This is a genomic window from Cellulosimicrobium sp. NPDC057862 (assembly GCF_042797035.1).
Lineage (GTDB): Bacteria > Actinomycetota > Actinomycetes > Actinomycetales > Cellulomonadaceae > Cellulosimicrobium.
The window spans coordinates 25,666-40,237 of sequence record NZ_JBHVMH010000004.1; the positions used below are offsets into that span (position 1 = coordinate 25,666).

The following is a 14,572-nucleotide window of genomic DNA, read 5'->3' on the forward strand; positions in this document are numbered from 1 at the left end:
CGGCGCCGGACACCCGACGTCGGGGTGCACGTCAAGCGCGCAAGGACACGGTGTTCGCGCGCACGGGCGCGGGCAGCTCGGTCCCTCCCTGAAGGTAGGCGTCGACGGAAGCCGCCGCCGCCCGACCCTCGGCGATCGCCCACACGATCAGCGACTGCCCACGACCCGCGTCGCCGGCCACGAAGACCCCCGGCAGCGACGACGCGAAGTCGTCGCCGCGCGCCACGAGGCCGCGGCTCGTGAGGTCCGTGCCGGCCTGGGTCGTGATGGTCGCCGTCTCCGGCCCGGTGAAGCCCATCGCGACGAGCACGAGGTCCGCGGGGATCTCGCGCTCGGTGCCCTCCTTGGGCACGCGACGGCCGTCGGGCAGGTACTCGGTCTCCGCGACGCGCAGCGCGCGCACGGCTCCGTTCTCGTCACCGAGGAACTCGACGGTCGACGCGAGGAACTCGCGCTCGCCGCCCTCCTCGTGGGACGAGGACACCTCGAACACGATGGGGTCCGTCGGCCACGGCTGGGTCGCGGACCGCTCGAGCGGCGGCTGCTTGCCGATCGCGAGCGTCGTCACGCTCGCCGCGCCCTGGCGCAGCGAGGTGCCGAGGCAGTCCGACCCGGTGTCGCCGCCACCGATGACGATGACGTGCTTGCCCGTGGCCGTGATCTGGTCGGCGACCTCGCGCCCGGCCACGACGGCGTTCGCCTGGTGCAGGAAGTCCATGGCGAAGTGGATGCCGTCGAGCTCGCGGCCGGGGATCGACAGGTCGCGCGGGACGGTCGCACCCGTGGCGACCACGACGGCGTCGTACCGCGCGCGCAGGTCGTCCCACGTGATGTCGACGCCGATCTCGACGCCCGGGCGGAAGCGCGTGCCCTCGGCCTCCATCTGCGCGACGCGCCGGTCGATGTGCAGCTTCTCGAGCTTGAAGTCCGGGATGCCGTAGCGCAGGAGGCCGCCGATCGCGTCGTCCCGCTCGTACACGGCGACGGTGTGGCCGGCGCGCGTGAGCTGCTGCGCCGCGGCGAGCCCGGCGGGACCGGAACCCACGACGGCGACCGTCGACCCCGTGAGGCGCTGCGGCACCTGCGGCGTCACCAGACCGCGGGCGAACGCCTCGTCGATGATCGAGACCTCGACGTTCTTGATCGTCACGGCCGGCTGGTTGATGCCGAGCACGCAGCTCGACTCGCACGGTGCCGGGCACACGCGACCGGTGAACTCCGGGAAGTTGTTCGTCTCGTGCAGGCGGTCGATCGCGTCGGCCCACTGGTCGCGGTAGACGAGGTCGTTCCACTCGGGGATGAGGTTGCCGAGGGGGCACCCCTGGTGGCAGAACGGGATGCCGCAGTCCATGCAGCGTCCCGCCTGCTCCTTGAGGAAGACCTGGCCCTCCTCGAGGTGCGCGTGCACGTCCTTCCAGTCTCGCAGGCGCACGGCGACCGGGCGGTTGGGCGGGAGCTCGCGCTCCCGCACCTTCAGGAATCCGCGGGGGTCAGCCACGGGCCACCTCCAAGATCTGGTCCCAGACGCCCGGGGCCGCGGGGTCGAGCCCGGCCGACTCGGCCTTCTCGAGCGCCGAGCGCATGCGGGCGAAGTCGGTCGGCAGCACGCGCGTGAAGCGCTGGACGGCCGCGGGGAAGTCCTCGAGGAGCTCGGCCGCGAGCGGCGACCCCGTCTCCTCGTGGTGACGCCGCACGAGCTGCTCGACGAGCGCCACCTCGCCGTCCTCGAGCGGGCTCAGGCCGAGCTCGCCCGTTGCGAGCGCGCTCGTGTTCACGGCGCCCTCCCGCAGGTCGAGCACGTACGCGGTGCCGCCGGACATGCCGGCGCCGAAGTTGCGGCCCGTCGGACCGAGCACCAGCACCGTGCCACCGGTCATGTACTCGCACCCGTGGTCGCCCACGCCCTCGACGACGAGCGTCGCGCCCGAGTTGCGCACGCCGAACCGCTCCCCGACGCGACCGCGCAGGAAGATCTCGCCGGACGTCGCGCCGTAGCCGATGACGTTGCCCGCCACGACGTTGCTCGACCCGGTGAGGACCGCGTTGCGGTCCGGGCGCACGACGATCCGCCCGCCCGACAGGCCCTTGCCGACGTAGTCGTTCGCGTCGCCGAACAGACGCAGCGTGACGCCGCGCGGGAGGAACGCGCCGAGCGACTGGCCGGCGGACCCGGTGAGGGTCACGTCGATCGTGTCGTCGGGCAGGCCCTCGCCGCGGAACCGCTTGGTCACCTCGTGGCCGAGCATCGTGCCCACGGTGCGGTTGACGTTGCGCACCGGCAGGGAGATGCGGACCGGCTCGCGCCGCTCGAGCGCGTCCTCGGCGAGGGCGACGAGCTGGTTGTCGAGCGCCTTCTCGAGGCCGTGGTCCTGCGTCGTGGTGTTGCGCAGCGACGCACCTTCGACCGGCACCGGCCGCTCGAGCACGGGCCCGAGGTCGAGCCCCTGGGCCTTCCAGTGGTCGACCGCCTTGCGCGTGTCGAGGAGCTCGACGCGGCCGATGGCCTCCTCGATGCTCCGGAAGCCGAGGCGCGCGAGGTACTCGCGCACCTCCTCGGCGATGAACTCGAAGAAGTTCACGACGAACTCCGGCTTGCCCGTGAACCGGGCCCGGAGCTCGGGGTTCTGCGTCGCGACGCCCACCGGGCACGTGTCCAGGTGGCACACCCGCATCATGACGCAGCCCGACACGACCATGGGGGCGGTCGCGAAGCCGAACTCCTCGGCACCGAGCAGCGCCGCCACGACCACGTCGCGGCCGGTCTTCATCTGGCCGTCGACCTGGACGACGATGCGGTCGCGCAGGTTGTTGAGCACGAGCGTCTGCTGGGTCTCGGCGAGGCCGATCTCCCACGGCGTGCCCGCGTGCTTGAGCGACGTCAGCGGGCTCGCGCCCGTGCCGCCGTCGTGACCCGAGATGAGGACGACGTCCGCGTGCGCCTTGGACACGCCCGTCGCGACCGTCCCGACGCCGAACTCGGAGACGAGCTTGACGTGGATGCGCGCCGCCGGGTTCGCGTTCTTCGCGTCGTGGATGAGCTGCGCGAGGTCCTCGATCGAGTAGATGTCGTGGTGCGGCGGCGGCGAGATGAGCCCGACGCCCGGCGTCGAGTGCCGGGTCTTGGCGACCCACGGGTACACCTTGTGGCCCGGGAGCTGACCGCCCTCGCCGGGCTTGGCGCCCTGGGCGAGCTTGATCTGGATGTCGTCCGCGTTCGTCAGGTACTCGCTCGTGACGCCGAAGCGCCCCGACGCGATCTGCTTGACCTTGGAGCGGCGCTCCGGGTCGTACAGGCGCTCCGGGTCCTCGCCCCCTTCGCCGGTGTTCGACCGGCCGCCGAGGCGGTTCATCGCGACCGCGAGGGTCTCGTGCGCCTCAGCCGAGATCGACCCGTAGGACATGGCGCCCGTGTTGAAGCGCTTGACGATCTCGCTCACCGGCTCGACCTCGTCGAGCGGGACCGCGGGGCGCTCGCCCTCGCGCAGCGCGAGGAGGCCGCGCAGCGTCATGAGCCGCGAGGACTGCTCGTCCACGCGGTGCGTGTACTGCCGGAAGATGTCGAACCGGCGCTCGCGCGTGGCGTGCTGGAGACGGAAGACCGTCTCCGGGTCGAACAGGTGCTCCTCGCTGTCGCGGCGCCACTGGTACTCGCCGCCCGTCGTGAGGCGGACGTGCGGGCGGTGGTTGCCGGACTTGGGGTACGCGTCGACGTGCCGCGCCGCGACCTCGGCCGCGACGACGTCGAGCCCGATGCCGCTGAGGCGCGACGTCGTGCCCGTGAAGAACGCCTGGACGAGGTCGTGGGACAGACCCACCGCCTCGAACACCTGGGCGCCGCGGTACGAGGAGATGGTCGAGATGCCCATCTTGCTCATGACCTTGAGCACGCCCTTGCCGAGCCCCTTGATGAGGTTCGCGACGGCCTTCGCCGGGTCGACCGTGAGGTAGCCGCGCCGCGCGAGGTCCTCGACCGTCTCCATGGCGAGGTACGGGTTCACCGCGGCGGCGCCGTAGCCGATGAGCAGCGCGACGTGGTGCACCTCGCGCACGTCGCCGGCCTCGACGACGAGCGACACCTGGGTGCGCGTGTGCCGGCGCAGCAGGTGGTGGTGCACCGCGCTCGACAGGAGCAGCGACGGGATCGGGGCGTGCTCGGCGTCCGAGTCGCGGTCCGACAGCACGATGAAGCTCGCGCCGGCGGCGACGTGCGCGTCGACCTCGGCGAAGATCTCCTCGAGCCGGGCGAGCAGCGACTCGCCGCCGCCCGCGACGCGGTACAGGCCCTTGATCGTCACCGCGCGGAAGATGCCGGCGAGCTTCGGGTCCTTGTCGACGCGGATGATCTTGGCGAGCTGGTCGTTGTCGAGCACGGGGAACGGCAGCATGAGCTTGCGCGCGTGCTCGGGCGTGTCGACGAGGAGGTTCGGCTCCGGGCCGATCGCACCGCCGATGGACGTGACGAGCTCCTCGCGGATCGCGTCGAGCGGCGGGTTCGTCACCTGCGCGAACATCTGCGTGAAGTAGTCGAACAGCAGGCGCGGGCGCTTCGCCAGGACGGCGATGGGCGTGTCCGTGCCCATCGCGCCCAGCGGCTCCGCCCCCGTGTTCGCCATCGGGGTGAGGATGACCTTGAGCTCCTCCTGCGTGTACCCGAAGGCGCGCTGGCGGCGCTCGACGGACGCGGGGCTGTGCGCGACGTGCTCGCGCTCGGGGAGCTGATCGAGGTAGACCGCGTTCTCCGCGACCCACTGCGCGTACGGACGCTGCGCGGCGAGCTGGGACTTGATCTCCTCGTCCTCGATGATCCGGCCCTGGCCGGTGTCGACAAGGAACATGCGCCCCGGCTCGAGGCGGCCCTTGCGGACGATCGTCGCGGGGTCGAGGTCGAGCACGCCCGCCTCGCTCGCGAGCACGACGAGGCCGTCCTCGGTCACCCAGTAGCGCCCCGGGCGCAGGCCGTTGCGGTCCAGGACCGCCCCGATGAGGGTGCCGTCCGTGAAGTTCAGGCACGCCGGCCCGTCCCACGGCTCCATGAGCGTCGAGTGGTACTCGTAGAACGCGCGGAGCTCCGGGTCCATGTCGGCGTGGTTCTCCCACGCCTCCGGGATCATCATGAGCACGGCGTGCGGCAGCGAGCGGCCGGACAGGTGCAGGAGCTCGAGCACCTCGTCGAAGCTCGCCGAGTCGCTCGACCCCTCCGAGCACACGGGCAGGAGCGGCGCGAGGTCGCCGACGGCGTCGCTCGCGAGGGTACCCTCGCGCGCCGCCATCCAGTTGCGGTTGCCGCGCACCGTGTTGATCTCGCCGTTGTGCGCGATCATCCGGAACGGCTGCGCGAGCGGCCACGACGGGAACGTGTTCGTCGAGAACCGCGAGTGCACGAGCGCGATCTCGCTCGCGTACCGCGGGTCGGACAGGTCCGGGAAGAACGGCTCGAGCTGCGCCGTCGTGAGCATGCCCTTGTACGTGAGGGTCCGTGCCGAGAGCGAGGCGAAGAACAGGCCGAGCTCGTTCTCAGCCCGCTTGCGCAGGCGGTACGTGCGGCGGTCGAGCTCCACCCCGGACAGCTCGCGCGCGGGGTCCGCGACGACGACCTGGCGGAACAGCGGCATGGACGCGCGGGCGCTCGGGCCGACGAGGTCGGCGGTCACGGGCACGTCGCGCCACGCGAGGACCTCGAGCTTCTCCTCGGCCGCGATCGCCTCGACGCTGCGGGCCGCCTCCGCGGCCGCGCCGGCGTCCTGCGGGAGGAAGGCCATGCCGATGGCGTAGTGCCCGGCGGGCGGGAGCTCCGCGTCGACCACGTCGCGCACGAACGCGTCGGGGATCTGCGTGAGGATCCCGGCGCCGTCGCCGCTGTTCTCCTCGGCGCCGACGGCGCCGCGGTGGTCGAGGTTGAGCAGGGCCGTCAGGCCCGCGTCAACGATGTCGCGTCCGGGCGTGCCGCGGAGCGTCGCCACGAAGGCGACGCCGCACGCGTCGTGCTCGGCGGCGGGGTCGTACAGACCGGATGCCGTGGGAGGGGCGGACAGGGCGGGTGCCCGGTGCGCGTCCCGATACTGCGGCGTGGTCATCAACACCGTCCTCACAGGCGCCCGACCGAGACGGCCGGGCTGGTTCCAGCTGGGGGATTCGGGACGTCGTCGGCCCTATGGACATGACAGAACCCACCGGGCGGTCGCCCGGCGGATTCGCCTATGAATGACGGATGCTCAGCGACCGGGGTCTGGTCGCGCGGCATCTGCCTGCTCGGACTCCTCCGAGTCGTCGGAGTCCTCGGTCGTCGAGGGGTCCTCGTCGTCGGTCGACTCCTCGACCGGCTCCTCGGACCCCGTGGTGGACGCCTCGTCCGGAGCGTCGAGGGACACCGTCTCCTCGCGCCCGGGGTGGCGACGCCCGACAACGATAAACGCAATCAACGCACCGACGCCGACCAGGATCGAGGTCCAGACGTTCAGCCGGAGGCCGAGGACGAGCTCTGCCTCGTCGATGCGCAGCATCTCGATCCACACACGACCGAGCGTGTAGACGAAGACGTAGAGCCAGAATACCCGACCATGACCCAGCCGGAACCGACGGTCCAGGTAGATCAGGAGCAGGGCAGCACCGATGTTCCAGACCATCTCGTAGAGGAACGTCGGGTGGAACAAGGTGCCCGGCGGATAGCCCGCCGCGGCGGCCACGGAGTCGTCGACGCGCAGCCCCCAGGGCAGCGTCGTGGGCCCGCCGAAGAGCTCCTGGTTGAACCAGTTGCCGAGGCGGCCCACGGCCTGCGCGAGCAGCAGCCCGGGCGCGAGGGCGTCGGCGAACGCGGGGAAGCTCACGCGCTGGCGGCGGCACCCGATGTACGCGCCGACCGCACCGAGCGCGACCGCGCCCCAGATGCCGAGGCCGCCCTCCCACACGTAGAGGGCGCGGACCGGGTCGCCGTTCGGACCCCAGTACGGGTCCGGGGTCGAGAAGACGTGGTAGAGCCGACCGCCCACGATGCCGAACGGGACGGCCCAGAAGGCGATCTCGAGGACGTCGTCCGCCTCTCCCCCGCGCTCCACCCAGCGGCGGCGCGTGAGCCACAGGGCCACGGCGATGCCCGCGAGGATCGCGAGCGCGTACGCCCGGATCGGGAACGGCCCGACGTACCACGTGTGCTGCGGGGGGCTCGGGATCGCCGCGGGCAGGGCGCCCGCGGCCTCCACGAGCTGCCCGACGGCGAGCGCGGCGCTCATGCGACCACCTCTCCGGACGTCGTCGTGGCGGCCGGGACGTCGTCGCCGGCCCCTTCCCGCCCCGAGCGCACGCCCGCGGCAAGCCCCGCCGCGACGGTCTTCAGAGCGGCGATCCGCTCGTCCCACGGCGCGTCGGCCAGCAGGGGGCGGACGAACGCGGAGCCGACGATGACGCCGTCGGCGTAGCGCCCGACCTCGGCGGCCTGCTCGCCGTTGGACACGCCGAGCCCGACGCACACGAGGTCGGCCCCGGCCGCGCGCGTGTCTGCCACCAGCCGTGCCGCCTGCGGCCCGACGGCCGCCCGCACGCCCGTGACGCCCATCGTCGAGGCCGCGTAGACGAACCCGCGCGACGCGCGCGCCGTGAGCCGCAGCCGCTCGGCGGTCGAGCTCGGCGCGACAAGGAAGACGCGGTCCAGGCCGTGCGCCTCCGAGGCGTCCAACCAGGCGCGGCCCTCGTCGGGGATGAGGTCCGGCGTGATGAGTCCGGCGCCCCCGACGGCGGCGAGGTCGCGCGCGAACGCGTCGACGCCGTAGCGCAGGACCGGGTTCCAGTAGGTCATGACGAGCACGGGCACCCGCCCGCCCGTCCGCTCCGTGACGGCCGCCACGACGCGGAAGACGTCAGCGACGCGCACTCCGGCGTCGAGCGCGGTCTGGGCCGCGGCCTGGATGACCGGGCCGTCCATCACCGGGTCGGTGTACGGGATGCCGAGCTCCAGCACGTCCACGCCCGACTCGACGAGCGCGAGCGCCGCCTCGATCGAGCGATCCACGGTCGGGAAGCCGACCGGCAGGTAGCCCACGAGCCCGGCGCGGCCCTCCGCGCGGAGCTCGAGCAGGCGACGCGCCGTGAGCGACGTCGTCCCCGCGGTCGGCGCCCCGGGGGCGTCCTTGGTCTGTGCCGCGCTCACAGCTGTCCCTCCGTGCCCGTCGCCGTCTCGGCGATCGCGTCGTCGTCCACGAGGTCGAACCACCGGGCGGCGGTCGCGACGTCCTTGTCCCCGCGCCCCGAGAGGTTCACCAGGATCACGTGGTCCGTGCGGCCGGCCTCGGCAGCCCGGCGGCCGACCCGCAGCGCGCCCGCGAGCGCGTGCGCCGACTCGATCGCGGGGATGATGCCCTCCGTGCGGCACAGCAGGCGGAACGCCTCCATGGCCTCGGTGTCGGTCACGGGCTCGTAGGTCGCGCGACCGAGGTCGTGCAGCCACGAGTGCGCCGGGCCGACGCTCGGGTAGTCCAGCCCCGCCGAGACGGAGTGGCTGGGGAGGGTCTGGCCGTCGTCGTCCTGGAGCAGGTACGAGCGCGCGCCGTGCAGGACGCCCGGGGCGCCGCCGCTGAAGCGGGCCGCGTGCCGACCGGTCTCCACGCCCTCGCCCCCGGCCTCGAAGCCGTAGAGCTCGACCGCGTCGTCGTCGAGGAACGCGTTGAACAGGCCGAGCGCGTTGGACCCGCCGCCGACGCACGCCGCGAGCGCGTCCGGCAGGCGACCGATGCGGTCGAGGATCTGCGTGCGCGCCTCCTCACCGATGACGCGGTGGAACTCGCGCACCATCTCGGGGAACGGGTGCGGGCCGGTCACGGTGCCGAGGAGGTAGTGGGTCGTGTCGACGTTCGCGACCCAGTCGCGCAGCGCCTCGTTGATCGCGTCCTTGAGCGTGCGCTGCCCGATCGTCACGGGGACGACCTCCGCACCGAGCAGGCGCATGCGGGCCACGTTGAGCGCCTGGCGCTGCGTGTCCTCCTCGCCCATGTACACGACGCACTCGAGGTCGAGCAGGGCCGCGGCCGTCGCCGTCGCGACGCCGTGCTGGCCCGCCCCGGTCTCGGCGATCACGCGCGTCTTGCCCATGCGCTTGACGAGCAGCGCCTGGCCGAGCACGTTGTTGATCTTGTGCGAGCCGGTGTGGTTGAGGTCCTCGCGCTTGAGGAAGACGCGCGAGCCGCCCGCGTGCTGGGCGAAGCGCGGCACCTCCGTGAGCGGGCTCGGACGCCCGGTGTACTCGCGCTGGAGACGCGCGAGCTCGTTCACGAACGCCGGGTCGTCGAGCGCCTTGCGGTACTCGGTCTCCAGCTCGTCCAGCGCGGCGATGAGCGCCTCGGGGACGAACCGTCCGCCGAACTCGCCGAAGTAGGGACCCTCCTGGGTCGCGAGGGAGCGCGTCAGGTCGGCGCGCACGGAGTGCTCGGTGCTCCGGGAGGTGGTCGAAGGTGTCGAGTCGGGCACGGGGCCGGTCCTCCTGCGTGGTGGGGTGTGCTGGGCCGGGGCGCGGCGCCTGCGGCGTGACGGACGGTGCCGTCGTGCCTCAGGGCCGCACGGACCACAGCGACGGGTGCGAACCGGCCGCGACGAGGTCCGCGACGGACGAGCGCGGGGCGTCGTCGGTCACGAGCGCCTCGCCGACGAGCACCGCGTGCGCACCGGAGCGGGCGTAGTCCATGACGTCGTGCGGGCCGCGGACGCCGGACTCGGCGACGCGGACGACCTCGTCCGGGATGGCGGGCGCGAGACGCGCGAACGTCGTGCGGTCCACGTCGAGGGTCTTGAGGTCGCGCGAGTTCACGCCCACGACGCGCGCACCGGCGTCGAGCGCCCGTGAGACCTCGTCCAGCGTGTGCACCTCGACGAGCGCGGTCATGCCGAGCGAGTGGACGCGCTCGACGAGCGACGTGAGGACCGTCTGCTCGAGCGCGGCGACGATGAGGAGGACGATGTCGGCGCCGTGCGCCCGCGCCTCCCACACCTGGTACGGCGTCACGACGAAGTCCTTGCGGAGCACGGGCACGTCGACACGGGCGCGCACGGCGTCGAGGTCGGCGAGGCTCCCGTTGAACCGCCGCTGCTCGGTGAGCACGGAGATCGCGGCGGCGCCGCCCTTCTCGTACTCCCCCGCGAGCTCGGCCGGGTCGGAGATCGCGGCGAGCGCGCCCTTGCTGGGGCTCGAGCGCTTCACCTCGGCGATGACCGCGACGGCGTCGTCCGCCTTGAGGCGGCTCACGACCTCCAGCGCGCCGTGGACGCGGGACGCACGTTCCTTCAGCTCGTCGAGCGAGGTCGCCGCCTGACGTACCGCGAGGTCCTCGCGCACGCCCGCGACGATGTCGTCCAGAACCGTCATCGTCCCACCACTCCCCGTGTCGTCCCGCCCCCCGGCCGGGCCGGTCGGCCATCGTGCACCCACAGGTTCGGGCCGACCCGTTGACAGGGAGGTACCTGCCATCGTAGAGCCGACCCCGAGTGACGATGACCACGGCCCAGCCCCCGAGACGGTCGCCGCGGCGTCGCCCGACCGCCTCAACCCGCGACCGGGCCGAGCCACGGGACGAGGGCGGGCACGTTCCGCAGGACGCCGAACAGCACGAGGACACCCAGCGAGGCCCACGCGAGCCAGGCCGGGAGGCGGGGAGCCGGGCGCCCGCGCCAGGCCCGGACGAGCCACGTGCCCCACAGCGCGACGAGCAGCGGCGCGACGACGACCCACAGGGGGTTCATGGACCAGGCCGCGGCGAGGTCGAGGTGCACGAGGTCATGGGTGGCGCGCAGGCCGCCGCACCCCGGGCACGCGAGGCCGGTCAGCGCGAGCAGGGGGCACGTGACGTAGTGCCCCGGGCGGTTCGGGTCGACGGTACCGACGTAGGCCGTCGCCGCCGCGACGAGCGCGCCGACCGCGAGGGGTGCCTGCGCCGCGCGCGGGACCCGTCGACGTCGCACGGCCTCGGACGTCACGTGCGCACCCGTCAGTACTGGTCCGGGATCGTGCCGACCCAGGCGAAGAAGGCAGGGAAGAAGAGGAGGAGCAGGAGGACACCGACGACCGACAGCCCGATCGCGACCCAGCCGAGGATGATCCCCGCCGTCGCCATGCCGTCGTTGTCCGCCTGCCCCTCTGCGACCGCGCGCTTCGCGGCGTTGCCGACGATCACCGCCGGGATGCCCGTGAAGAAGCCGCAGCTCAGCACGAACGCGGCGATCCCCAGCACCAGCGACCAGATGGCCAGGCCGTTCTTGGGGTAGTACGGCGGCGCTCCGTAGGCGCCGGCCGGGTACTGCTGGCCGGGGTACTGCTGGCCCGGGTACTGCTGGCCGGGATACTCCTGGCCGGGGTACTGCCCGGCGGGGTACTGCGGCTGCGCCGCGTAGGGCATCCCCGCGGGGTCGCCCGTCGGGGGCTGCGGGCCGCCGGGCGCCGACGAGCCGTACGGCGCCTGCGACCCGTCCGGCGGGCCTGCGGGGTCGTACGGGCCGGGTCCCGGCGGCTGCGTCACCGCGTGGCCCGCTTCTGGCCGTAGCCCGCGTTCCGCAGCACGAGCCCGCCGATCAGCGCGACGGCCACGACGCCCATGCCGACCCAGAACAGCCAGACGGCGGCGACGACCACCCCGATCGCGGCCACGAGGGCCCCGACCATGATGCCGATCATCGTGAACCAGGCGGCGACGGTGTGGCCGTGGTTGGTGGGCGGAGCCGCGGGCGGCAGGTAGGCGATCTCGGTGGTCTGCTGGTTCTCGGCCATGAGGGTCGTGCCTTTCGTCAAGATGTGGTCAGAGCCTATCGGACCGGGCCGGTGCCCGTCCCCCGCGCGGTCGAGCGCCGCGGCGACGCGAGAGGGGTGTCCGCGCTGCTCAGCGGTCCGTGGGGTCCTCGCCGCGGGACAGCGCGTCCCACGCGTCGTGGTCGGTGAGGTCGTCGGGCGAGGCGGGCTCCGTGGCACCGGACGGGTCCGAGGGTCCTTCGGGCGCCGTCGTCCCCGCTGCCGCCGAGGCGGCGGGAGGCGTCGCGCCGGTCGCGCGCTCGTGCCGCGTCGACGCGCCGGCCCACGACCGCGAGCCGACGGCGACCCACACCACAGCGAGCACCGTGAGGACGCCGAGCGTCGCGGCGAGCCAGGGCGCGACGGTCAGGTCGACCGGTGCGGTGAGCTCCGTGACGCCCGTCGCGTCCGCGACGGCCGACCGCGCGCTCGGCTCCGGGTCGAGCGCGACGCCGAGCGCGGAGACGGTCGCGACGACGCCGCTCGCGGCGGCGACGGCGAGCACGACCCACCGGCCCACGCGGCCGACGAGCCCCAGCGCGAGCGCGGCGGCGACGAGCACGAGCGCCGACGCGCTCACCCCGGGCGCAGCCGACGTCCCGGCGACGGTCACCTCGACCTGCGGGTCGAGCGCCGTCGCGCCGGTCGTGCTCAGCCAGGTCGGCATGGCCGTCGCGAGGGTCGCACCCCCGAGCAGGAGCAGGACCCAGATCGCGGTGCGCCGGCTCGGCCCGGCCGGGCGGCTCACGCGAGCCCCCGCAGCCGCGCGGCGACCTGGACGGCCCGGACCGCGGCGGCGGCCTTGTTGCGCGACTCCGCGTACTCGAGCGCCGGCACCGAGTCGGCGACGATACCGCCGCCGGCCTGGACGCTCGCCCGACCGTCGCGGATCAGCGCGGTCCGGATCGCGATGGCCATGTCCATGTTCCCGTCGAAGTCGAAGTACCCCGCGGTCCCACCGTAGATCCCGCGCGACGCGGGCTCGAGCTCGTCGATGAGGGCGATCGCGCGGGGCTTGGGCGCACCCGAGAGCGTGCCGGCGGGGAACGTCGCGCGGAAGGCGTCGAGCGCGGTCGCGCCGTCGCGCAGCGTCCCGACGACCGTCGAGCACAGGTGCATGATGTGGCTGAACCGCTTGGTCGCCATGAACTCGACGACCTCGACCGACGTCGGCTCGCACACCTTGACGAGGTCGTTGCGCGACAGGTCCACGAGCATGATGTGCTCGGCGAGCTCCTTGGGGTCCTGGAGGAGCTCCTCCCCGAGCGCCACGTCCTCCTCCGGCGTCGCGCCGCGCGGGCGCGAGCCGGCGATCGGGAACGTCGTGACCCGGCCGTCCTCGACCTTCACGAGGGTCTCCGGGCTGGACCCGACGACCGCGAAGTCCCGTCCGTCCGCGTCCGTGAGCTGGAAGTAGTACATGTACGGGCTCGGGTTGATCGTCCGCAGCGCGCGGTACACGTCGAGCGGGTCCGCCGGGCAGTCGAGGTCCAGGCGCTGGGACAGCACCACCTGGAACACCTCGCCCTCGCGGATCGCGTCCTTGCCGGCGACGACCGACGCCTCGAACTCCTCGCGTGTCGAGCGGAACTCGAGCGCGGGCTCGGCGACGTCCGGCGCCACGACCGACGCGACGTGCGCGCCGCCGGCGACCAGCCGGGCCTGCATCGTGTCCAGCCGCGCCACGGCGTCCGCGTAGGCCTCGTCGACGCGCTCGTCCGTGTCGTCGAAGTTGATCGCGTTGGCGACGAGCCACACGCTGCCCTCCGCGTGGTCGACGACCGCGAGGTCCGTCGCGAGGCACAACGTCAGCTCGGGCACGCCCAGCTCGTCGGGCGCGTCCGACGGCAGGGTCGGCTCCCAGTGCCGGATGACGTCCCAGCCGATCGCGCCCGCGAGCCCGCCGGTGAGCGGCGGCAGGCCTTCGACCGCCGGCGTCCGGAGCACGTCGAGCGTCGCCTCGAGCACCTCCACGACGTCTCCCTCCAGCGGGACGCCCGCGGGCACGTCGCCGGACCACACCGCCCGGCCGTCCCGCGCCGTGAGCGTCGCTCGGGAGGCCACCCCGACGAACGAGTACCGCGCCCAGCGGCCGTCCGACTCCGCAGACTCCAGGACGAACGTGCCCGGCCGGCCCTGCGCCAGCGTGCGGTACAGACCGACGGGCGTGACGTCGTCGGCGAGCAGGCGCCGGACCACCGGGACTACCCGTCGGGACGTGGCCTGCGCGCGGAAGCCGTCGAGCACGGGCCACGTCTCGCCCCACGCGGGACCGCCCGCGGGGACGGTGGTGGTCTCGGCCGGGTCGACGGTCGCGCTCACTGGTTCTCCTCCTCAGGATCGGGGTCGGGCGTGGTCGAGGGGTCGGCGGTGCCGGGCGGCAGGTCGCCGACGACGGCGCCCAGGTCTCCCCCGGCCTCGAAGCAGGTGCGCGTGCCGGTGTGGCACGCGGCCCCGACCTGGTGGACGCGCACGAGCAGCGCGTCCCCGTCGCAGTCGAGGGCGACCGAGCGCACGACCTGCACGTGGCCCGAGGTGTCGCCCTTGCGCCAGTACTCCTGGCGGGACCGGCTCCAGAACGTGACGCGTCCTGTCGTCAGCGTCCGGTGGAGCGCCTCGTCGTCCATCCAGCCGAGCATGAGCACGTCACCCGTGTCGTGCTGCTGGACGATCGCGGCGACCAGGCCTGCGTCGTCGCGCTTGAGCCGGGCGGCGATCTCGGGGTCGAGCGCGGTGCGGTTCGACGTGTCGGTCGTGGGGCCGGTCGTGGAGTCGGGCACCCGAGAATCCTGCCAGACGCCGGGGCGACCTCGG

At 73.4% G+C, this 14,572-nt stretch carries 12 protein-coding genes; all 12 read right to left on the reverse strand.

Annotation, left to right across the window (positions count from 1 at the left end; all coding sequences use genetic code 11):
- Positions 1-31 precede the first annotated feature (31 nt).
- The 12 genes from ACFVN3_RS07305 to hisI all read right to left on the reverse strand — a co-directional run bounded on the left by ACFVN3_RS07305 (position 32) and on the right by hisI (position 14,538).
- Complete coding sequence (locus tag ACFVN3_RS07305; RefSeq protein ID WP_378232108.1) at positions 32-1,498, reverse strand: glutamate synthase subunit beta; 1,467 nt, start codon at positions 1,496-1,498, stop codon at positions 32-34.
- Positions 1,491-6,074, reverse strand: coding sequence for a glutamate synthase large subunit (gene gltB / locus ACFVN3_RS07310; protein WP_378232109.1), 4,584 nt, complete (start codon positions 6,072-6,074; stop codon positions 1,491-1,493). Before gltB ends, ACFVN3_RS07305 begins: the two co-directional genes overlap by 8 nt.
- Positions 6,075-6,212: 138 nt before the next feature.
- Complete coding sequence (gene lgt, locus ACFVN3_RS07315) at positions 6,213-7,226, reverse strand: prolipoprotein diacylglyceryl transferase (protein ID WP_378232110.1); 1,014 nt, start codon at positions 7,224-7,226, stop codon at positions 6,213-6,215.
- Positions 7,223-8,140 carry a tryptophan synthase subunit alpha gene (gene trpA / locus ACFVN3_RS07320; protein WP_378232111.1) on the reverse strand — a complete coding sequence of 306 codons (918 nt, stop codon included), beginning with the start codon at positions 8,138-8,140 and terminating at the stop codon, positions 7,223-7,225. The genes lgt and trpA overlap by 4 nt, the downstream gene beginning before the upstream one ends.
- Positions 8,137-9,405 (reverse strand): tryptophan synthase subunit beta, encoded by a 1,269-nt coding sequence (gene trpB, locus ACFVN3_RS07325; RefSeq protein WP_378232350.1) that lies wholly within the window; start codon positions 9,403-9,405, stop codon positions 8,137-8,139. Before trpB ends, trpA begins: the two co-directional genes overlap by 4 nt.
- A 127-nt stretch (positions 9,406-9,532) precedes the next feature.
- Positions 9,533-10,345: an indole-3-glycerol phosphate synthase TrpC gene (gene trpC / locus ACFVN3_RS07330; RefSeq protein ID WP_378232112.1), complete on the reverse strand. Its 813-nt coding sequence runs from the start codon at positions 10,343-10,345 to the stop codon at positions 9,533-9,535.
- 176 nt (positions 10,346-10,521) lie between these two features.
- Positions 10,522-10,953 (reverse strand): DUF2752 domain-containing protein, encoded by a 432-nt coding sequence (locus ACFVN3_RS07335; protein ID WP_378232113.1) that lies wholly within the window; start codon positions 10,951-10,953, stop codon positions 10,522-10,524.
- 11 nt (positions 10,954-10,964) lie between these two features.
- Positions 10,965-11,492, reverse strand: a complete 528-nt coding sequence (locus ACFVN3_RS07340; protein ID WP_378232114.1) for a DUF4190 domain-containing protein — start codon at positions 11,490-11,492, stop codon at positions 10,965-10,967.
- Positions 11,489-11,761 (reverse strand): HGxxPAAW family protein, encoded by a 273-nt coding sequence (locus ACFVN3_RS07345; protein ID WP_378232115.1) that lies wholly within the window; start codon positions 11,759-11,761, stop codon positions 11,489-11,491. The genes ACFVN3_RS07340 and ACFVN3_RS07345 overlap by 4 nt, the downstream gene beginning before the upstream one ends.
- Before the next feature lie 88 nt (positions 11,762-11,849).
- The gene (locus ACFVN3_RS07350; protein WP_378232117.1) at positions 11,850-12,506 is read right to left on the reverse strand and encodes a Trp biosynthesis-associated membrane protein; all 657 of its coding nucleotides are present in this window, start codon (positions 12,504-12,506) and stop codon (positions 11,850-11,852) included.
- Positions 12,503-14,080 carry an anthranilate synthase component I gene (locus ACFVN3_RS07355; RefSeq protein WP_378232119.1) on the reverse strand — a complete coding sequence of 526 codons (1,578 nt, stop codon included), beginning with the start codon at positions 14,078-14,080 and terminating at the stop codon, positions 12,503-12,505. The genes ACFVN3_RS07350 and ACFVN3_RS07355 overlap by 4 nt, the downstream gene beginning before the upstream one ends.
- Positions 14,077-14,538 carry a phosphoribosyl-AMP cyclohydrolase gene (gene hisI, locus ACFVN3_RS07360; protein ID WP_378232120.1) on the reverse strand — a complete coding sequence of 154 codons (462 nt, stop codon included), beginning with the start codon at positions 14,536-14,538 and terminating at the stop codon, positions 14,077-14,079. Before hisI ends, ACFVN3_RS07355 begins: the two co-directional genes overlap by 4 nt.
- Between the last annotated feature and the right edge of the window lie 34 nt (positions 14,539-14,572).

Excerpts from the sequence above, each read along its gene's own strand:
- gltB (WP_378232109.1), bottom strand. The coding sequence starts at position 6,074 with ATGACCACGCCGCAGTATCGGGACGCGCACCGGGCACCCGCCCTGTCC.
- lgt (WP_378232110.1), bottom strand. The coding sequence starts at position 7,226 with ATGAGCGCCGCGCTCGCCGTCGGGCAGCTCGTGGAGGCCGCGGGCGCC.
- trpC (WP_378232112.1), bottom strand. The coding sequence starts at position 10,345 with ATGACGGTTCTGGACGACATCGTCGCGGGCGTGCGCGAGGACCTCGCG.